This is a genomic window from Nocardia harenae NBRC 108248 (genome assembly GCF_001612885.1).
Classification (GTDB): Bacteria; Actinomycetota; Actinomycetes; order Mycobacteriales; family Mycobacteriaceae; genus Nocardia; species Nocardia harenae.
On sequence record NZ_BDBH01000006.1, the window covers coordinates 203,996 to 223,015 of the forward strand.

Genomic DNA, 19,020 nt, shown 5'->3' on the forward strand with positions numbered 1-19,020 from the left:
GCGGTTCAGGCGTCCCTGCGGTCCGCGTACACCAGCGCGGCGACATAGACCACCGCGACGAACGCGATGAAGTAGAGCAGGCTGCCCCACACGCCCCAGTGCCAGTTGCCGCCGACCTCGGCGACGGACAGGAACCGGTTGATGTTCTGGAAGGGCAGGAAGGGTCCCACATTACGCCCGAAGTTGCCGAACGCACTCAGCAATGGCTCCAGCAGCAGCGACCAGAGCACGATCAGCGAGATCGCCGCGGCCGACTGCCGCACCAGCACCCCGACGCCGACGGCGAGCACCACCGCGAGGAAGGCGTAGATCGGGATGCCGTAGACCGCCCGCCACTGGCCGTCGAAGGTGAGCGCGACGGTGGCCTCCGAGCCGCCGACCACCTTGGCCACCGCGACCGCGCCGAAGGCGACCACGGTGCTCAGCACCGCGCCGTACACCCCGACCAGCCCGGCCTTGGTGAGCAGCACCGTGTACCGGTTCGGCACCGCTTGGAAGGTGGTCCTGATGACGCCGAAGCGGTACTCGCTGGTGACGGTGAGCGCCGCCAGGATCATCAGCACCATGACCCCGAAGCCGGTGACGCCGGAGGTGGCGGTGCTGATGTCGAGCGCGGGCATGCCCGCCTCCGGGTCGCCCGCCGAGGTGCGCACCACCAGCGCGAAGAGCGCGGCGAGGCCGAGCCCGAGCGCCACGATCACCGCGGAGCACCACCAGGGCGACCTGGTGGAGGTGAGCTTGATCCGTTCCGCTGCCAGCACGCCCATCAGAGCGCACCTCCCATCACCTGGTCGACTCCGCTGCCGTGGTATTCGACCGCGCCACCGGTCATCCGCATGAAGGCGTCCTCCAGCGAGGCGCGCTGCGGCGCCAGCTCCAGGAGGGTGATGGCGTTCTGCCCGGCCAGCGTGCCGACCGCATCGCTGGTGACCCCGGCGACCACGAGCGCGGGGCCGTCGGTGCCCGCGCCGTCCTCGCGCACCGTCATCCCAGCCGAGGTGAGCAGGCTGCGCAGCTGGTCCAGCTGCGGGCTGCGCACCCGCACGGTCGCCTCCGAGGCCCGCTCGATGAACTCCTGCGTGGAGGAGTCGGAGATCAGCTCGCCGCGGCCGATCACCACCAGGTGGTCGGCGGTCTGCGCCATCTCGGAGAGCAGGTGGCTGGAGACCAGCACGGTGCGGCCCTCGCCTGCCAGCCGCTGCATGAAGCGGCGGATCCACAGGATGCCCTCCGGGTCGAGGCCGTTCACCGGCTCGTCGAAGAGCAACACCTCGGGGTCGCCGAGCAGCGCCCCGGCCAGCCCGAGCCGCTGCGACATGCCGAGCGAGAAGCCGCCCGCCGCCTTGTTCGCCACCTCGGAGAGCCCGACCAGTCGCAGCACCTCCTCCACCCGGTCCTTGCCGATGCCGTTGGAGGCGGCCATCCAGTGCAGGTGCGAGCGGGCGGAGCGGTTCGGGTGCACCCACTTGGCGTCGAGCAGCGCGCCGACGGTGCGCAGCGGGTTCTCGAGTCGCCGGTAGGGCACCCCCTTGACCAGCGCCGTCCCCGCGGTCGGGGTGTCGAGTCCGAGGATCATCCGCATGGTGGTGGATTTGCCCGCACCGTTCGGCCCGAGGAACCCGGTCACCTGCCCGGGCCGGACGGTGAACGTCAGATCCCGCACCGCGACCGTCTGGCCGTACCGCTTGGTCAGGCCCTTCAGTTCGATCATGGGACCCAGCATTCCGCACCGGGGGCGCTGCGCGCGTCGGCAGCAAGTCGCGGCGCGCGTCATCCTCGCGGAGGACGCCGCGGATTACAGCTCGGGGGAGGAGGCCTGTGCCCAGAAGCGCTTGGGGATGCGCCCGGCCAGCCGGGCGGAGTACCCGGAGCGCACCGCCTCGGCCATGGCGGCGGCCATGAGCGCCGGTTTGCGCGCCCTGGTCACGGCGGTGGCGAGCAGCACGGCGGAACAGCCGAGTTCCATGGCGAGCGCGGCGTCGCTTGCGGTGCCGATGCCCGCGTCCAGGATCACCGGGACCCCGGCCCCGGCCACGATCATCTCGATATTGTGCGGATTGCCGATGCCGAGGCCGGTGCCGATCGGCGAGCCGAGCGGCATGACCGCGGCGCAGCCCGCCTCCTCCAGCCTGCGCGCCAGGATCGGATCGTCGCTGGTGTAGGGGAGCACGGTGAAGCCGGCGTCGACCAGCTGCTCGGCGGCGTCGAGCAGCTCGACCGGGTCGGGGAGCAGGGTGCGCTCGTCGGCCACCACCTCCAGCTTCACCCAGTCGGTCTCCAGCGCCTCGGCGGCGAGCCGCGCGGTGAGCACCGCCTCGGCGGCGGTGCGGCAGCCCGCGGTGTTCGGCAGCGGGGCGATGCCGAGCCGCTCGAGCAGGTCGAGCACGCCGGTGCCGCCCGCGGCGTCGATCCGGCGCATGGCGACCGTGGTGAGTTCGGTGCCGGAGGCGAGCAGCGCCTCCTCCAGCACGGTCAGGTTCTCCGCGCCGCCGGTGCCCATCACCAGCCGGGAGCCGAACTCCCGGCCCGCGATGCGCAACGGCTCGAACTCCGCGGCCTGCACCGCGGCAGCCTCCGCCGTGGCGAGCTCAGCCACCCTGGACCGCCGTCAGCACCTCGATGGACCAGCCGCGGCCGACCGGCTCGTCCCAGCGCGACTTGGGGAAAACCGCGCCGTCCACGGCGAGCGCGATCCCCTTCGCTGGCAGCTCCAGCCGGGCCAGCAGCTCGCGCACCGAGAGCGGCTCGGCGAACTCGTGATCGGCGCCGTTCACGGTGACTCCGATCGGGATGGACGTCGTCATCCGATACCTCCTGTGTCTGTGCGGAACCCGGCCCCGGGCCGATCGGCGGTCGTCGGCACCGGCTCCCGGGTCGGGGGAGCCCCGGCGGCGCGGGCACCGACCGGCTCCCGGGAGCGCGGCACCCGGCCGCCCGCGGCGGCCGATGGGCCGTCCGCCCGGGCGCCGGCCCCGAACCGCTCCGGGTCGGCTACCTCGGCCTCGGGCAGCGAATCACCGTCGAGCAGCGCGAGGACCGCGTCGGCGGTGAGCGGCACCGCGAGCATGCCGTTGCGGCCGTGCCCGGTGGCGGCGAGCACCCGGTCGTCCAGCACGCCGATGAGCGGCAGGTTGTCCGGGCTGCCCGGCCGGGAACCGGCGCTCGCCTCGGCGAACTCGTACTCGGCGATGGCCGGGAAGACCGCCTCGGCATCGGCGATCAGGTCGCGCACCCCGCCGACGGTGACCGCGGTGTCGAAGCCGGCCTCGTACTGGGTGGCACCGACCACGATCCCGTCGCCGCGCGGCACCAGGTAGAGCGCGCGGCCGTGCACCCTGGCCCGGATCACCCGGGTCGGCGCGGGCGCCGCGCCCGGCCGGTGCCGGAGCCGGAGGATCTCGCCCTTGACCGGACGCACCGGCAGCCCGGGCCAGAGCCCGGCGGAGGCGGCGCCCGCGGCGAGCACCACCCGGTCCGCGTCGAGCGCGGCGAGGTCGTCCACCCGGTCGGCGTCGACCCGGACCCCCGCCATCTCGGCGGCGGCGCGCAGCGCGGTGATCAGCGCCCGGTTGTCGATGGCGGGCTCGTCGGCGAGCAGCCCGGCGCGCACCGTGCGGGCAAGCCCGCGCTCGTGCTCGCGCACCCCGGCGCGGTCGAGCAGCCGCAGCCGGTGGCCGTGCCCGGCGGTGAACTCGGCGATGGTGCGCAGGTCGGCGGCGTCGGCCTGGTCGAGCGCGACGGTCAGCGTCTGCTCGGCGACGAAGAGCGGGATGCCGGTGCGCGCGGTGAGCCGCGCGGCGAAGCCGGGCCAGCGCGCGAGCGCGGCGGCGCCGAAGCCGAGCACCCGCTCCTCCCCCGGCCAGCCCTCGGAGAGCGGGGCGAGCATGCCGCCCGCCACCCACGAAGCGCCGGAGGCGATCTCCGGGTCGGCGATGGTGACGGACCACCCGGCCTCGGCGGCCCGCCACGCCACGGCGAGCCCGATGGCGCCGCCACCGACGACGGCCAGAGTCCGCATCCGCTCCACCTGCCTCCCTGTCCGTCACCACGGTAGCGCGGGGAGCACCCCCCGCTGTCGGGTGCCCGGCACCGGTCGACGGGCGGGAGCGGGGTGACTACCGTCCTTGTCCATGCAACCCGGTCACCCGGTTCCGCCGATCACCCCCGCCCGGCCCGTTCCGCCGCGGGACCGGCTCGGCACCGCCCGGCTCTACCTCTGCACCGACGCCCGCCGCGAGCGCGGTGACCTGGCGAGTTTCGCCGAGGCCGCGCTGGCGGGCGGGGTCGACATCATCCAGCTGCGGGACAAGGGCTCACCCGGCGAGGCGAAATTCGGCCCGCTGGAGGCCAAGCGGGAGCTGGGCGCGCTGGCCGAGCTCAGGGCCGCCACCCGCAGGCACGGCGCGCTGCTCGCGGTGAACGACCGCGCCGATATCGCGCTGGCCGCGGGCGCCGACGTGCTGCACCTCGGCCAGGACGACCTGCCGCCCTGGTACGCCAGGAAGATCCTCGGCCCCGACGTGCTGCTCGGCCGCTCCACCCACGACCGCGACCAGGCCCGGCTGGCCGCGCTGGACGAGCACATCGACTACTTCTGCACCGGCCCGCTCTGGGCCACCCCGACCAAGCCGGGCCGGGCGGCGGCCGGGCTGGATCTGGTGCGCGAGACCGCCGAGGCCGCGCCCGCGCGGCCCTGGTTCGCCATCGGCGGGATCGATGCGGAGCGGTTGCCCGAGGTGCTGGCGGCGGGGGCCTCCCGGGTGGTCGTGGTGCGCGCGATCACCGCGGCCGACGACCCGGAGGCGGCCGCGCGGGCGCTCAAGTCCGCGCTGTCGGCGGATGCCTGAGCCGTGGGGTCAGGAAAGCACCTGGCAGCGGGTGAGCGCGAAGGCGGCGGAGCCGGGGGGCGGCGCCGCGGCGGATTCCCGCGCCTCGGCGTCCGGGTCGACGATCCGGGCGAGCTCGCCGGGGCCGGCCGGCTCGGCGTGCAGCCAGACGAAGCCGCGGTCGGCCAGGTCGACGGTGCGCGGCAGCGCCTTGGCGAGCCGGTCGTCCTCGGTGAGCCCGGCCGGGTCGATCCGGGCCGGGGCGGCCCGCAGCCCTGGCCAGGCCAGCGCGAAGCCGGGGTGCAGCGGGCGGTCGTCGACGTCCTCCTCCGGCACCCAGGCCAGCTCGGTGCTCTCCCGGTTCCCGATGAGGGCGAGGGTGAGCGGCGCGTCCGCGACGACGGTGGTGTAGGTCCAGCCGCTGGCCGCCTCCGCGGTGACGCGCTCGGCGCGCACCCGGACGTCGTCGGGGCGGATGCCCGCCTCCTCCCACGCCTCGCGCACCGCCGCGCGCACGGTCGTCTCGTGGCTGTCCCGCGCGCCGCCGGGCAGCGCCCAGGTGCCGCCCTGGTGGCTCCAGAGCGCCCGGTGCTGCAGCAGCACCGCCGAACCGCCGCCGGGCAGCGGCGCCCGCAGCAGCAGCCCCGCCGCCCCGAACCGGCCCCAGTGCCTCAGGCCGTCCGGGCCGAGCGACCAACCGTCTCCGTCACCACGCATCCGCACAACCCGCTCTCGTCCGGCCGCGGTGCTCCCGCCGGGGGCGTTGCACACACCGCGACTTCCGTACGACCACAATAAACTCCGAACGCGCGCAGGTGCTCGCCCGAAACTGGAGGTGGAGATGACGCCGGTGAACACCGACGTGCGGGTCTTCGCGGCCTCCTCCCCCGGCAAGCTGCTCGCCATGGGCATGCTGCTGGTGTTGGTCTGCCTCACCGCGGGGCTCACGACCTCGGACGAGGTCGGCGGCAGGCAGGACGCGCTGCGCACCCTGCTCGCCGACTCCGAACCCGACGCGTACTCCGCGCACAGCCTCTACACATCGCTCTCGGTGGCCGACGCCGCCGCCGGGACCGCCTTCATCGCGGGCGGCATCGAGCCGCAGCCGGTGCGCGACCGGTACAGCCAGGCGATCGGCGAGGCCGCCGCCGAGCTGGTCGCGCGCGCCGGGCACAGCGGCGAGCCGGTGGACGGGCCGGACACCACGCTGCGCACCGGGATCGCCACCGGCCTCCCGGTCTACACCGGGCTGGTGGAGACCGCGCGAACCGCGAACCGGAGCGGCTACCCGGTCGGCGCCGCATACCTCAGCGAGGCCTCCAACCAGATGCAGACCGTGCTGCTGCCGATGGCGGGCAACCTGCACGAGCACCGCTCGGCGGCGGTGGTGCAGGCCCAGCGCGACCACGTGCGCCCGCCGTGGACGGCGATCCTGCTGCTCACCGTCGCGCTGCTGGCGCTGTTCTGGGGGCAGCGGGAGCTCGCGCACCGCTGGCACCGCACCCTGAACCCGGGGCTGCTCGCGGCCAGCGTGCTGCTGCTCGTGCTCTTCGCCTGGACCGTGCTCGCCGGCTCGATCTCCGCGGTCGCCATGGTGCACGGCCGGGACCAGGGCGCGGTGCCCGGCTCCCGGCTCACCGAGAGCCGGATCCTGGTACAGCAGGCGCGCGCCGCCGAGACGGTGAAGCTGGTGCGCCGGGACGCCACCGGCGACTACGACCGCAGCTACCAGGCCGGGATGACCCGGCTCGGGGAGCTGCTGGACGGCTACCCGCCCGGCGCCCCCGCCGCGGGCGATATCGCCGCCGCCCGCACCGCCCTCGACCGCTGGCAGGCCGCGCACCAGCGAATGAACGACACGCTGAACCGCGGCGACTGGGTCGGGGCCGCCGTCGTCGCGACCGGGCCGGGCGCGGCGGATTCGGCGGCCCAGGTGGAGGCGCTCGACGCCGCGCTGGAGCACGCCGTCACCGAGACGAGGGACCGGCTGCGCGACGAGGTGGCGACCGCGTTGCGGGTGCTGAACCTGCTCGCGCCCGGCGCCTACGTCATCGGCATCGTGGCGGCGGTCTGCGTCGTCCTCGGATTGTGGCCGCGATTGCGGGAGTACCGATGAAGGCGACGCTCCCGCTGCTGCTGCTGCTCCTCGCGCTGACCGCGGTCGCCGGGTGCGCGGAGCCGGCCGTGCCCGCGGTGATCACCCGCACCGCCGAGTACACCGCCCCGCCGCTGCCCGCCCAGGCGGTGCCGATCACGCCGGGCGCCCCGCTGCCGACCGCGGCCCCGCTGGACTGCGGCGACCCGACCGCCAGCCTGCGCCCGACCGGCGCGCGCACCGGGCCAACGGTGGACGCCATCCGCAGCCGGGGGCGGCTGATCGTCGGGCTGGACGCGGGCAGCAACCTGCTCAGCTTCCGCGACCCGGTCTCCGGCAGCATCGTCGGCTTCGACGCCGATATCGCGCGGGAGGTCGCGCGGGATCTGCTCGGCGATCCGGACGCGGTGGAGTTCCGCAGCCTCGGCTCGGCGGATCGGGAGCGCGCGCTGGTGGAGCGCACGGTCGACCTGGTCGCCAAGACCATGACCATCACCTGCGAGCGGCGGCGCAGCGTCACCTTCTCCACCGTGTACCTGCGCGCGCAGCAGCGGGTGCTGGCGCTGGAGAACTCCGGGATCAACGGGATCGGCGACCTGGCCGGGCGCCGGGTCTGCGTGGTGCGCGGCACCACCTCGCTGGACCGGATCCGGCTGCAGCAGCCCGCCGCCACCGTGCTCACCGTCTCCACCTGGGCGGACTGTCTCGTGGTGCTGCAGCAGCGGCAGGTCGACGCGGCCAGCACCGACGACACCATCCTGGCCGGGCTGGCCGCCCAGGACCCGTACACCCGGGTGGTCGGGCCAGGGATCGCCGACGAGCCGTACGGGATCGGCATCCCCAAGGGCGACGACGACCTGGTGCGCGCGGTCAACGCCACGCTGGAGCGGATTCGCGCCGACGGCACCTGGAGCGCGATCCACCGCCGCTGGCTCGCCGTGCTCGGCCCCTCCCCCGCCCCGCCCGCTCCGACCTACCAGGACTGAGCGCCGATGCCCGATTCCGCCCCGGAGCACGCGTCCCCCGAGACGCAGCGCGTGCCGTTTCCCAGCGACGGGGAATCCGGTCCCGCGCCCGAGACCCGCCGCGTGCCCTTCGCGGGCGACGAGGCACGGCCCGCCGGCGCGGAGCAGGGCGGCCCGGAGACCCGGCGCGTGCCGTTCCCCGGGGACGGGGAGTCCGATCCCGCGCCGGAGCACGGGGATTCGCCAGGCACGCAGCGGGCGGCGGGTCCGGTGACCGGGGCACTCGCCCCGACCGGAACCGTCTCCGGCCGCACCGGGTCGGGGCGCAGCACCCGGACCACCCGCACCCGCGCGACCGTGCGCAAACTCGGCGCCGGGCTGGTCACCATCCCGGCGGTCCCCCCGGCCGACCCGCTCGCCGCGGTGCTCGACGACCCGGTGGTCGCCGAGGCCAAACGGTTCTGCTGGCGCTGCGGCTCCCCGGTCGGCCGCGGCCGCGACGGCGAACCGGGGAGCACCGCAGGCACCTGCGCGACCTGCGGCGCCGAGTACGACTTCCGCCCCGCCCTGCACCGCGGCGACATGGTCGCCGGCCAGTACGAGATCCAGGGCTGCCTCGCGCACGGCGGCCTCGGCTGGATCTACCTCGCGGTGGACCGCAATGTGGACGACCGCTGGGTGGTGCTCAAGGGCCTGCTGCACGCGGGCGACGCCGAGGCGCAGGCCGTCGCCATGGCCGAGCGCCGCTTCCTGGCCGAGGTGGCGCACCCGAGCATCGTCAAGATCCACAACTTCGTCGAGCACACCGCGGGCGCGGGCGCGAGCATCGGCTACATCGTGATGGAGTACGTCGGCGGCCGCTCGCTGCGCGACGTGCTCGACGACCGCCCGCGCCCGGAGCGCATGCCGGTCGCCGAGGCCATCGCCTACGTGCTGGAGATCCTGCCCGCGCTGGAGCACCTGCACGCCATGGGGCTCACCTACAACGACCTCAAGCCGGACAACATCATGATCACCGAGGACCGGGTCGAGCTGATCGACCTCGGCGCCGTCGCCCCCATCGAGGCGTACGGAAACCTGTACGGCACCAAGGGCTTCCAGGCGCCGGAGATCGCGAACACCGGCCCCACCGTCGCCTCCGACGTCTACACCGTCGGCCGCACCCTCGCCGTGCTCACTCTGCGGCTGCCCACCGAGCGCGGCCGGTACCTGGACGGCATCCCGGACCCGGCCGAGCACGAGGTGCTGCGCCGCTACCCGTCCTTCCACCGCCTGCTGCTGTGCGCCACCGACCCCGAGCCGGAGCACCGCTTCCCCTCCGCCCGGACCATGGCGGCGCAGCTCACCGGCGTGCTGCGGGAGATCCTCGCGCTGGACACCGGGGTCGAGCACCCCCAGCTCTCCACCGTCTTCAGCCCGCCGCGCGCGGCCTTCGGCACCGAGGGCATCGTCCGCCGCACCGACGCCTACCTGGACGGCATCGCCAGGAACGAGACGCTGGACGCCGCCGAGATCGCCGCCGCGCTCCCGGTCCCGCTGCTCGACCCCGCCGACCCCTCCGCCCCGCTGCTCGCCGCCACCGTGCACCCGGACCCCGAGCAGACCGTCCGCGCGCTGCACGATGCCCGCGAGCGCGCCGCCGCCGACCCCGGGAACGCCCCGGAGACGCTCGATCTCGAGCTGGCGCTGGCCGAGGCCAAGGTCTGGCTGGACGGCGGCGACGCCGAGCGCGCCCGCGCGGTGCTCGCCCGGCTCGGCGCCGAGGACGACTGGCGAATCCCCTGGTTCCACGGCGTCGCCCAGCTCCTCGACCGCGAGCACGCCGCCGCCTACCGCGACTTCGACCGCGTCCTCGGCCTGCTCCCCGGCGAGATCGCGCCCAAACTCGCGCTCGCCGCCACCGCCGAACTACTCGCCCGCGACGCGCGGCGCGACCCGGCCGAGCGCCGGTCCGCAGCCACGGACCGAGCACCCGCGAACGAGACCGCCGAGCAACCGCCGAGCGGCGGTGCCGCCGCGCCGCCACCGCCCGCCGGGCAACCACCCGCGGCGAGCACCGAGTTCCCGGCACCCGCCGACGACTCCGGCGATTTCGCCACGCTCGCCCGCCGCTACTACGAAACCGTCTGGCGCACCGACCGCGCCGTGGTCAGCGCCGCCTTCGGCCTGGCCAGGCGGTGGTCGGCCCGCGGCCGGACCGCGGAGGCGGTGCGCGCCCTTGACGAGGTCCCGCCCACCTCCAGGCACTACGCCACCGCCCGCACCACCGCGGTGGTGCTGCTGCTCACCGCGCACCCGCCCGCCGACCTCGACGAGGGCACCCTGCAGCGCGCCGCCGCCAGGGTGCAGGCGCTCCCGGAGGGCGAGCCGCGCGCCACCCAGCTCCGGGTGCTGGTCCTCGGCGCCGCCCTCACCTGGCTGCAAGCAGGCAACGAGCCGGAGCGCCCCACCCTCTTCGGCGCCCCCTTCACCGAGCGCGCCCTCCGCGACGCCACCGAGACCGGCCTGCGCTCCCTCGCCCGCGCCGCCCCCACCCGCGCCCACCGCTACGCCCTGGTCGACCTCGCGAACACCGTCCGCGCCAAGACCTGGTTCTGACCCGGGCGCACCCACCGCGGACCGCCGCCGGTGCTACCCGCCCACCACCGCGACCGCCGCCCGCGCGATGGCCAGCTCCTCATTGGTCGGCACCACCAGCACCGCCACCTCGGCCCCCTCCGGCGAGATCACCCGCGCCCCGCGCTCCTTCGCGATATTCCGCTCCGGATCGACCGCGATCCCGTACCGCTCCAGCCCCGCCAGCGCATCGGCCCGCACTCCCGGATCGTTCTCCCCCACCCCCGCGGTGAACGTAATGGCCTGCACCGCACCCAGCTCCACCAGGTAGGCCCCGAGGTACCGGCGCAGCCGGTGCACGTACACGTCGTAGGCCAGCCGCGCCGCGGCGTCATCGGCCTCGAGCAACCGCCGCAGCTCCCGGAAGTCGTTCACCCCGGCGAGCCCCTTCAGCCCGGACTCCCGGTTCAGCAGCCGATCCACCTCGTCCACCCCGACTTCGTTGCGCAGCAGGTGGGTGAGCACTCCGGGATCGATATCCCCACCGCGGGTGCCCATGACCAGCCCCTCCAGCGGCGTCAGCCCCATGGTGGTGTCCACCGCGCGCCCGCCGCGGATGGCCGAGGCCGACGCCCCGTTGCCCAGGTGGAAGACGATCTGGTTCAGCGCCGCCTGCTCCCGCCCGAGCAGCAGCGCCACCTGCCCGGCGACGTACTCGTGCGACGTCCCGTGGAACCCGTACCGCCGGATCCCGTACCGCTCGGCGGTCGCGGTATCCAGCGCGTAGGTGCGCGCGGCGGGCGGCAGCCCGTGGAAGAAGGCGGTGTCGAACACGGCGACCTGCGGCACCCCGGGCAGCAGCCGGCGCGCGCTCTCGATCCCGGTGCGGTTGGCCGGGTTGTGCAGCGGCGCCAGCTCGGCCAGCTCGGAGATGGTGGCGAGCACCTCGTCGTCCACGAGCGTGGGCCGGTAGAACACCTCGCCGCCGTGCACCACCCGGTGCCCGATCGCGGTGAGCCCGGCCCGCGCCAGGTCGTGCCCGGTCTCGGCGAACAGATCGAAGGCCACCGTCAACCCGGCCTCGTGATCCGGAATAGCCCCCGCGCGCTCCACTTTCCGCTCCCCGGCCCGGTGCTCCACCCGGCCGTCACCCTCGCCGATCCGCTCGATCAGCCCGGAGGCGAGCACCTCTCCGGAATCCGGGTGCAGCAGCTGGTACTTCAGCGAGGAGGACCCCGAGTTGAGGACCAGCACCGTCGACATCGCTCTCCTACCCCTATCCCTGCGCCTGGATGGCGGTGATCGCCACCGTGTTCACGATGTCGGCCACCAGCGCGCCCCGCGACAGGTCGTTGACCGGCTTGTTCAGCCCCTGCAGCACCGGGCCGATGGCGACGGCGCCCGCACTGCGCTGCACCGCCTTGTAGGTGTTGTTGCCCGTATTCAGGTCGGGGAACACGAAAACCGTTGCCTTTCCGGCCACCTGGGAATCCGGCAGCTTGGCGTCGGCCACCGTCGGCTCGATCGCCGCGTCGTACTGGATCGGCCCCTCCACCGGGAGCTCGGGCGCGCGCTGCCGCACCAGCTCGGTGCCGACCCGCACCTTGTCCACGTCGGCGCCGCTGCCGGATTCGCCGGTGGAGTAGGAGAGCATGGCCACCCGCGGCTCGATGCCGAAGCGCCGCGCGGTGGCGGCCGAGGAGACGGCGATATCGGCGAGCTGCTCGGAGCTCGGGTCCGGCACCACCGCGCAGTCGCCGTAGGCGAGCACCCGATCGGCCAGGCACATGAGGAAGACGCTGGAGACCGTGGAGACCCCAGGCACCGTCTTCACGATCTCCAGCGAGGGCCGGATGGTGTGCGCGGTGGTGTGCGCGGCGCCGGAGACCATGCCGTCGGCGATCCCCTGGTACACCATCATGGTGCCGAAGTAGGAGATGTCGGTGACGGTCTCGCGGGCCCGCTCGAGTGTCATCCCCTTGTGTTTCCGCAGCTCGGTGTAGATCTCGGCGAAGCGCTCCAGGTGCTCGGAGCCGAGCGGGTCGAGCACCTCGGCGGCGCCGATGTCGACGCCGAGCTCGGCGGCGCGGGCCCGGATCTTCTGCTCGTCACCGAGGATCACCAGGTCCGCGATCCGGCGCTGCAGTACCCGCCCGGCCGCGCGCAGGATGCGGTCGTCGCTGCCCTCCGGCAGCACGATGCGCTTGCGGTCGGCCCGCGCCCGCTCGATGAGCTGGTACTCGAACATCTGCGGGGTCACGATCTCGGTGCGCGGCAGGTCGATCCGGGCCAGTAGCTCGGCGGCGTCGACGTGCTCCTCCACCAGGGCGAGCGCGTTGTCCACCTTCCGCGAGTTCCCCGATGACATGCGGCCGCGGGTGCCGTGCGCGGCGCCCGCCGCGTCGTAGGTGCCGAGCTTCGTGGTGAGGATGGGCAGCCGCGGGCGCAGCCCGGTGATGAGCCGGGAGATGGCCGGGTGCGGCAGCATGCCGCCGTTCATGATGATCCCGGCGAGCGAGGGGAAGCCGTCGGCCTCGTGCGCCGCCACCACGCCGAGCAGCACGTCCGAGCGGTCGCCGGGGGCGATCACCACCACGCCCTCGGTGAGCCGCTCCAGGATGTGCTCGGCGGTCATGCCGCCGACCATCACCGCGAGCGCCTCCCGGTTCAGCAGCTCCGGGTCGCCGCTCCACAGCTCGCCGTCGACCGCCGTGCACAGCTCGGCCATGGTCGGCGCGATCAGCAGCGGCACCTCGGGCAGCGTCCAGCTCGGGACCTCGAACCCGGCCAGCTCGGCCCGGACAGCGTCCAATTGGTCGGGGTCGCAACGGTTCGCCACGATGGCGACGGACTGCGCGTGCTCGGCCTTCAGCTCGCCGGTGCAGAGCTCGACCAGCTGCCGCACCTCGTCCGGGGTGCGCCCGGCGCCGCGCACGACGAGCAGCACCGGCGCACCGAGATTCACCGCGATCCTGGCGTTGAAGCGCAGCTCGCTCGGACTGGCGACATCGGTGTAGTCGCTGCCGACCACCACCACCGCGTCACAGGCCGCGGCCATCTCGTGGAACCGCATGACGATCTCGCTGATCGCGGCGTCCGGGTCGGCGTGCACCTGGTCGTAGGTGACGCCAACCGCTTGCGCGTAGTCGACATCCGCGGTGCTGTGCTCCAGCAGCAGCTCCAGGATGTAATCCGGCTCGGTGGCCGAGCGGGTGATCGGCCGGAACACCCCGACCCTGGCCGCGGTGGCGCACAGCATCTGCAGCACCCCGAGTGCCACCGTCGACTTCCCGGTGTCGCCCTCCGGGGAGGCGATGTAGACGGTGGACGGAGCGTGGTCGGCCATGGCGACGAGCTTAATGAAGGAACCGGACCGATCGCCCGCCGCGAGCGGCCCAGGCATGAACTGTCGGCAACCGCCCCGCGAACGGTGTCAGTCGTCGAACGGGGTGCGGGTGCGGCCCACCAGATCGGCCACCGATTCGATCACCGCGGTCGGCCGGTACGGGTATGCCTCCACCGAAGCCAGGGTGGAGATGCCCGAGGTCACCAGGACGGTGCGCATCCCGGCCTCCAGCCCGGAGATGACGTCGGTGTCCATCCGGTCGCCGATCATCACGGTGGACTGCGAGTGCGCGTTGATCCGGCGCAGCGCCGAGCGCATCATGAGCGGGTTCGGCTTGCCGACGTAGTACGGGTCGCGCCCGGTGGCCCGCGTGATCAGCGCGGCCACCGAGCCGGTGGCGGGGAGCACGCCGTCGCGCGAGGGGCCGGTGGCGTCCGGGTTCGTCGCGATGAAGCGAGCACCCCGCTCGACCAGGCGAATCGCGGTGGTGATCGCCTCGAACGAGTAGGTGCGGGTCTCGCCGAGCACCACGTAGTCCGGGTCGCTGTCGGTGAGCACGTAGCCGATCTCGTGCAGCGCCGTGGTCAGCCCGGACTCGCCGACCACGTACGCGGTGCCGTTCGGCCGCTGGTCGTCGAGGAAGGTCGCGGTGGCCAGCGCCGAGGTCCAGATCGCCTCCTGCGGGATGTCCAGCCCCGAGTGCCGCAGCCGCGCCTGCAGGTCGCGCGGCGTGCGGATCGAGTTGTTGGTGAGCACGAGGAACGGGATCTCGTTCTCCCGCAGCTCGCGCAGGAACGCGTCCGCGCCCGGGATGAGGTGGTCCTCGTGCACCAGGACCCCGTCCATGTCGGTCAGGTAGGACAGGATCGGTTCGTCGTCGGCCAGCACGGAGCTATTATCGCGCGTCCCTTCTCGCCGCGCGGCGCGCCGCCCTGGTGGCGCGTGCCATCCGGACGAGGTAGGCCGGGGTGGGCGGCACCCAGGCGAGCTGCTTGGCGGTGCCGAGGTCGTCGCGGTTGGCCCAGTGCTCGATGACGAGTTCGTCCGCGATCCGGAGCCAGTGCGTCTGGGTGGTGGCGAAGGTCTTCCCGGTGGGCGGGAAGGCCTGCTCCACCTCGCCCTCGGCGTCGTAGGTGACGAAGGGGCCGGTGTGCCGCCCGGACATGGTGGTGCGCACCACGACGAGATCGCCGTCGGCCACCACCTCGTGCACCTCCCAGCGCAGGTCGGAGTAGGCGGCGCGGAGCCAGAGCGCGGTGGCGTAGAACCCGGAGGGGCCGGGCACGCGGCAGGCGGGCGGCTCGTCGATCGCCTCGCGGTTGGTGGCCTCGGGGTGCAGGACGGCGTGGAAGTCGGCCTCCGCGCCGGTCGCCATGATCTCGATGCTGCGCAGGGCGAGCGCGCGGTAATCGGTGGAAGTAACCATTCGAGGATTCCTCGCTGATCGAAGGGGTTGCGTAGATGGATCGGTTCCGGCGGCCCTGATGTCAACGGTCCGGCGGTTCCAATTTCGCCGAACATATCGTACAGTCGAAATATGAATTCGGACGGACAGATCGTCAAGCCAAATGTGCGACACTGACGACGTGGGAAAACGCAAGTACGAACAGGTGGCGCGGGCCGAGAACGCCGAACTGACCCGGCGCAAGATCCTGGACGCCGTGGCGCAGCGGCTGCGCGAGGCGCCGGCCGAGCCGGTCAGCCTGGAGCGGGTGGCCAAGCTCGCCGAGGTCTCCCGGACCACCATCTACGCCGACTTCGGCTCCCGCGCCGGGCTTTTCGACGCCTTCGTCCGCGACCTCTGGGAGCGCACCGGGCTCGGCGAGCTCAGCGCCGCCGTCACCGATGCCGAGCCGCGCGCGCACCTGCGCGCCGCCATCGCCGCCGCCTCCCGGATGAAGAGCCGCGACCTGGAGATCTACCGGGTGCTGCACGCCATGGACCGGCTCGACCCCGCCTCGGCAGGCGACGCCGTGCGGCACATGGAGGAGGACCGCCGCGGCGGCGTCGAGTACCTGGCGCGGCGGCTCGCCGACGGCGGCGTGCTGCGCGCCGACGTGACCACCGAGTGGGCCACCGACGTGCTGTGGGCGCTCACCGGCTTCGACGCCCTCGACCACCTGCTCACCGGCCGCGGGCTCGATGTCGATGCGGCCGTCGAGCGCCTCACCACCACCGCCGAACGCGCACTGTGCCGTCCGGCCGATGATCCGGAGCCCCGGCCGTGACCGACCCCACGCACCCCCGCTTCCCGCGCTCCGCGCGCTACCACCCGAACTGGCTGCGCGCCGCCGTGAGTGGCGGCGCGAACCCGCTGTGGCTCACCGAGTGGCTCACCGAGGCGGTGCAGCTGCGCCCCGGCATGCGGGTGCTCGACCTCGGCTGCGGCCGCGGCGCCTCCTCGGTGTTCCTGCACACCGAGTTCGGCGTCGAGGTCTGGGCGGTCGACCTGTGGTTCGACGCCGCCGAGCGGGCGCGGCGCTTCCAGGACGCGGGCGTCGCCGACGCGGTCCACGCCCTGCACGCGGATGCCCGCGCACTGCCCTTCGCCCCCGGCGTCTTCGACGCCGTGCTCAGCATCGACTCCTTCGTCTACTACGGCACCGACGACCTCTACGCCGGCTACCTGACCCGCTTCCTGCGCCCCGGCGGCCAGCTCGGCATCGCGGGCGCCGGGCTCACCGCCGACCCCGGCTGGCCGGTCCCCGACCACCTCGCCGCCTGGTGGGAACCGGCGCTGGCCTGCCTGCACACGGCGGAGTGGTGGCGGGCGCACTGGCAGCGCAGCGGCCTGCTCGAGGTCGAGCTGGCCGATGCCATGCCGGACGGCTGGCGGCGCTGGCTGGACTGGCAGCACGCCGTCGCACCGGACAATGCCGCCGAGATCGCGGCGCTCACGGCCGATCGCGGCCGCCATCTCGGCTATGTGCGCGCGGTCGCCCGCCGCCGCACCGACGTCGAGCCCGACCCGCCGATCACCGCCGTTCCGGCCGAGTACACCCCGCACCCGCTGCTGCGCGACCCCGCGCCAGGCGTCGGATAGCGGCGCTCCTCTATGGTCGATGGAGGCGGGCACCCGGCACGAAGTGCCCGCGGCAACGTGGCGACAGGAGCGGCGCACATGGCAGACCTCAAGCTCGGGTACAAGGCCTCGGCGGAGCAGTTCGGACCGCGGGAGCTGGTGGAGATCGCCGTCCTCGCCGAGGAGCACGGCCTCGACAGCGCGACCGTCAGCGATCACTTCCAGCCCTGGCGGCACAAGGGCGGGCACGCCCCCTTCTCGCTGGCCTGGATGGCCGCGGTCGGCGAGCGCACCAAGCGGATCCAGCTGGGCACCTCGGTGCTCACCCCCACCTTCCGCTACAACCCCGCGGTGATGGCCCAGGCCTTCGCCAGCATGGGTTGCCTGTACCCGGGCCGGGTCATGCTCGGCGTCGGCACCGGCGAGGCGCTCAACGAGATCGCCACCGGCTACAAGGGCGAATGGCCCGAGTTCAAGGAGCGCTTCGCCCGGCTGCGCGAGTCGGTCGCGCTCATGCGCGCACTCTGGACCGGTGACCGGGTGGATTACGACGGCGAGTACTACCACACCGTCGGCGCCTCCATCTACGACGTGCCCGAGGGCGGCATCCCGGTCTACATCGCCGCCGGCGGCCCGGTGGTGGCCCGCTACGCCGGCCGCGCGGGCGACGGCTTCATCTGCACCTCGGGCAAGGGCATGGAGCTCTACACCGAGAAGCTGCTGCCCGCCGTCGCCGAGGGCGCGGCCAAGGCCGAGCGCGAGCTGGACCCGATCGACAAGATGATCGAGATCAAGATCTCCTACGACACCGATCCCGAACTGGCGCTGGAGAACACCCGCTTCTGGGCCCCGCTCTCGCTCACCCCCGAGCAGAAGCACTCCATCACCGACCCGATCGAGATGGAGGCCGCCGCCGACGCGCTGCCGATCGAGCAGATCGCCAAGCGCTGGATCGTCGCCAGCGACCCGGACGAGGCCGTCGAGCAGATCAAGCCCTACCTCGACGCCGGCCTGAACCACCTGGTCTTCCACGCCCCCGGCCACGACCAGCGCCGCTTCCTCGACCTCTTCCAGCGCGATCTGGAGCCGCGGCTGCGCAAGCTCGGCTAGGCCCCCGGGCTCGGGACGCGCGGCATGGCCTCGGCGTCCAGTTCGAGCCGGTCCATCGTCGCCGCGAGTTCGGTGAGCGCGGCGACGATCTCGGCGAACCGCGCGGCCCCCAGTTCGGCGGCGAGCCGGTGCGCCACCCGCGCGTGCTGCGGCGAGATCCGGCGCACCGCCGCCAGGCCGGCGTCGGTGACGGCGACCAGCTTGGCGCGCCGGTGCGCCGGATTCTCCCGGTACTCGGCGAGCCCCTTGCCGACCAGCAGGTCCGCGATGCGCTGCACGCTCTGCCTGGTGATCCCCATGGCCCGCGCGATGCCCGCCACCGGGAGCGGCTCGTGCAGCACCGCGCCGAGCACCTGCCACCAGGCGGCGGTGAGCCCGGCGGGCGCCGCGAGCTTCTCGGCGATCGCGAGGAAGCGGCCGTTCAGCGCGAACGAGGTGATGGCCGCGGTGCTGAACAGCTCCTGCTCGGTCACGCCCCGTGCTCCGCGAGCACGGCGTAGGCGCTCGGGTCGCGCTCGGCGAAGAGCCGGAACCAGGCGTCGAGCACCGGCGGCTCGTAGACGTCGAGCGCCGCGAAGACCTGGTGCGCGAAGTGGAAGGGCGCCAGCGAGGTCGCGGTGATCACGTTGCCGTCGGTAACCGCGGGCTCGCTGCGGTAGTGCGCGCCGCCCGCGTAGCCGCTGCCGGCGAGGTAGCCGGGGTCGTTGCTGGTGTGCGCCCTGGTATCGAGCAGCCCCGCCTCGGCGAGCCCGAAGGTGGCGCCGCAGATGGCCGCCACCGGCCGCCCGGCGTCCAGGAAGTCGCGGGCCAGCGCGGTGAAGCCCGCCAGCTCGTCGCCCTGATCCCAGAGGTTCGCCCCCGGCAGGATGAGCGCCGCCGCCCGGTCGAGCTCGACCCCGGCCAGGTCCACGTCGGGCAGGATGCGCATGCCGCCGCCGGTGGTCACCGGCTCGGTGCCGCGGCCGACGGTGCGCACCACCAGCGAACCGGGTCGGCGCTGCAACTCGGGGTTGTTGAGGTAGGCGATGGCGGCCCCGACCTCCCAGTCGGCCAGGGTGTCGTAGACCGCCGTGTACACGATGCGAGGTTCCGAAGTCATG

The 19,020-nt window shown here is 73.7% G+C and carries 19 protein-coding genes; 7 read left to right on the forward strand and 12 right to left on the reverse strand.

Translation table 11 applies throughout. The features are described 5' to 3' along the window. Window positions 1-5: 5 nt before the first annotated feature. The 5 genes from NH2_RS15295 to thiO all read right to left on the reverse strand — a co-directional run bounded on the left by NH2_RS15295 (window position 6) and on the right by thiO (window position 4,018). Window positions 6-767, reverse strand: a complete 762-nt coding sequence (locus NH2_RS15295) for an ABC transporter permease (protein ID WP_067654003.1) — start codon at window positions 765-767, stop codon at window positions 6-8. Then, window positions 767-1,711 (reverse strand): ABC transporter ATP-binding protein, encoded by a 945-nt coding sequence (locus NH2_RS15300; RefSeq protein ID WP_067654005.1) that lies wholly within the window; start codon window positions 1,709-1,711, stop codon window positions 767-769. The genes NH2_RS15295 and NH2_RS15300 overlap by 1 nt, the downstream gene beginning before the upstream one ends. Before the next feature lie 84 nt (window positions 1,712-1,795). Then, window positions 1,796-2,596 (reverse strand): thiazole synthase, encoded by an 801-nt coding sequence (locus NH2_RS15305; RefSeq protein WP_439951751.1) that lies wholly within the window; start codon window positions 2,594-2,596, stop codon window positions 1,796-1,798. Next, the gene (gene thiS, locus NH2_RS15310; protein WP_067654007.1) at window positions 2,589-2,804 is read right to left on the reverse strand and encodes a sulfur carrier protein ThiS; all 216 of its coding nucleotides are present in this window, start codon (window positions 2,802-2,804) and stop codon (window positions 2,589-2,591) included. The genes NH2_RS15305 and thiS overlap by 8 nt, the downstream gene beginning before the upstream one ends. After that, a complete protein-coding gene (gene thiO / locus NH2_RS15315) occupies window positions 2,801-4,018 on the reverse strand; it encodes a glycine oxidase ThiO (RefSeq protein WP_084505578.1) in 1,218 nt (405 codons plus the stop codon). The genes thiS and thiO overlap by 4 nt, the downstream gene beginning before the upstream one ends. Before the next feature lie 112 nt (window positions 4,019-4,130). On the opposite strand from thiO, the gene thiE reads away from it, so the two are divergent. Then, window positions 4,131-4,847 carry a thiamine phosphate synthase gene (thiE, locus tag NH2_RS15320; RefSeq protein ID WP_067654009.1) on the forward strand — a complete coding sequence of 239 codons (717 nt, stop codon included), beginning with the start codon at window positions 4,131-4,133 and terminating at the stop codon, window positions 4,845-4,847. Between the two features lie 9 nt (window positions 4,848-4,856). Here thiE and NH2_RS15325 read toward each other — a convergent pair whose 3' ends face one another. Next, window positions 4,857-5,543: an NUDIX hydrolase gene (locus NH2_RS15325; protein WP_067654011.1), complete on the reverse strand. Its 687-nt coding sequence runs from the start codon at window positions 5,541-5,543 to the stop codon at window positions 4,857-4,859. 124 nt (window positions 5,544-5,667) lie between these two features. On the opposite strand from NH2_RS15325, the gene NH2_RS15330 reads away from it, so the two are divergent. From NH2_RS15330 to NH2_RS15340, 3 genes are read left to right on the forward strand one after another with little or no spacing between them, the layout of a single operon-like run. After that, window positions 5,668-6,942, forward strand: a complete 1,275-nt coding sequence (locus NH2_RS15330) for a GlnX family signal transduction membrane protein (protein WP_157103798.1) — start codon at window positions 5,668-5,670, stop codon at window positions 6,940-6,942. Next, window positions 6,939-7,907 (forward strand): glutamate ABC transporter substrate-binding protein, encoded by a 969-nt coding sequence (locus NH2_RS15335; RefSeq protein WP_067654017.1) that lies wholly within the window; start codon window positions 6,939-6,941, stop codon window positions 7,905-7,907. Before NH2_RS15330 ends, NH2_RS15335 begins: the two co-directional genes overlap by 4 nt. A 6-nt stretch (window positions 7,908-7,913) precedes the next feature. After that, window positions 7,914-10,484, forward strand: a complete 2,571-nt coding sequence (locus tag NH2_RS15340; RefSeq protein WP_067654020.1) for a serine/threonine-protein kinase — start codon at window positions 7,914-7,916, stop codon at window positions 10,482-10,484. A gap of 33 nt (window positions 10,485-10,517) precedes the next feature. On the opposite strand, the gene NH2_RS15345 is transcribed toward NH2_RS15340, so the two are convergent. The 4 genes from NH2_RS15345 to NH2_RS15360 all read right to left on the reverse strand — a co-directional run bounded on the left by NH2_RS15345 (window position 10,518) and on the right by NH2_RS15360 (window position 15,214). Beyond that, on the reverse strand, window positions 10,518-11,705 hold the full coding sequence (locus NH2_RS15345) for an acetate kinase (protein WP_067654023.1): 1,188 nt from the start codon (window positions 11,703-11,705) through the stop codon (window positions 10,518-10,520). Between the two features lie 13 nt (window positions 11,706-11,718). Beyond that, window positions 11,719-13,788: a phosphate acetyltransferase gene (gene pta, locus NH2_RS15350; protein ID WP_067654026.1), complete on the reverse strand. Its 2,070-nt coding sequence runs from the start codon at window positions 13,786-13,788 to the stop codon at window positions 11,719-11,721. 87 nt (window positions 13,789-13,875) lie between these two features. Beyond that, window positions 13,876-14,634, reverse strand: a complete 759-nt coding sequence (locus NH2_RS15355) for an HAD-IIA family hydrolase (protein ID WP_067654185.1) — start codon at window positions 14,632-14,634, stop codon at window positions 13,876-13,878. A gap of 49 nt (window positions 14,635-14,683) precedes the next feature. Then, window positions 14,684-15,214, reverse strand: coding sequence for an ester cyclase (locus NH2_RS15360; RefSeq protein WP_067654029.1), 531 nt, complete (start codon window positions 15,212-15,214; stop codon window positions 14,684-14,686). A gap of 160 nt (window positions 15,215-15,374) precedes the next feature. Between NH2_RS15360 and NH2_RS15365 the strand changes: the two genes are divergently transcribed. The 3 genes from NH2_RS15365 (at window position 15,375) to fgd (ending at window position 17,920) form a co-directional block, all read left to right on the forward strand. After that, entirely contained in the window at window positions 15,375-16,016 is a 642-nt protein-coding gene (locus NH2_RS15365) for a TetR/AcrR family transcriptional regulator (RefSeq protein WP_157103799.1), read from the forward strand. Continuing rightward, complete coding sequence (locus tag NH2_RS15370) at window positions 16,013-16,831, forward strand: SAM-dependent methyltransferase (RefSeq protein ID WP_067654035.1); 819 nt, start codon at window positions 16,013-16,015, stop codon at window positions 16,829-16,831. Before NH2_RS15365 ends, NH2_RS15370 begins: the two co-directional genes overlap by 4 nt. A 78-nt stretch (window positions 16,832-16,909) precedes the next feature. Then, window positions 16,910-17,920, forward strand: a complete 1,011-nt coding sequence (gene fgd, locus NH2_RS15375; RefSeq protein WP_067654038.1) for a glucose-6-phosphate dehydrogenase (coenzyme-F420) — start codon at window positions 16,910-16,912, stop codon at window positions 17,918-17,920. Here fgd and NH2_RS15380 read toward each other — a convergent pair. Next, window positions 17,917-18,393: a MarR family winged helix-turn-helix transcriptional regulator gene (locus NH2_RS15380; protein WP_067654041.1), complete on the reverse strand. Its 477-nt coding sequence runs from the start codon at window positions 18,391-18,393 to the stop codon at window positions 17,917-17,919. The two genes, fgd and NH2_RS15380, sit on opposite strands and share 4 nt — an antisense overlap. Next, entirely contained in the window at window positions 18,390-19,019 is a 630-nt protein-coding gene (locus NH2_RS15385; protein ID WP_067654044.1) for a DJ-1/PfpI family protein, read from the reverse strand. Before NH2_RS15385 ends, NH2_RS15380 begins: the two co-directional genes overlap by 4 nt. Between the last annotated feature and the right edge of the window lies 1 nt (window position 19,020).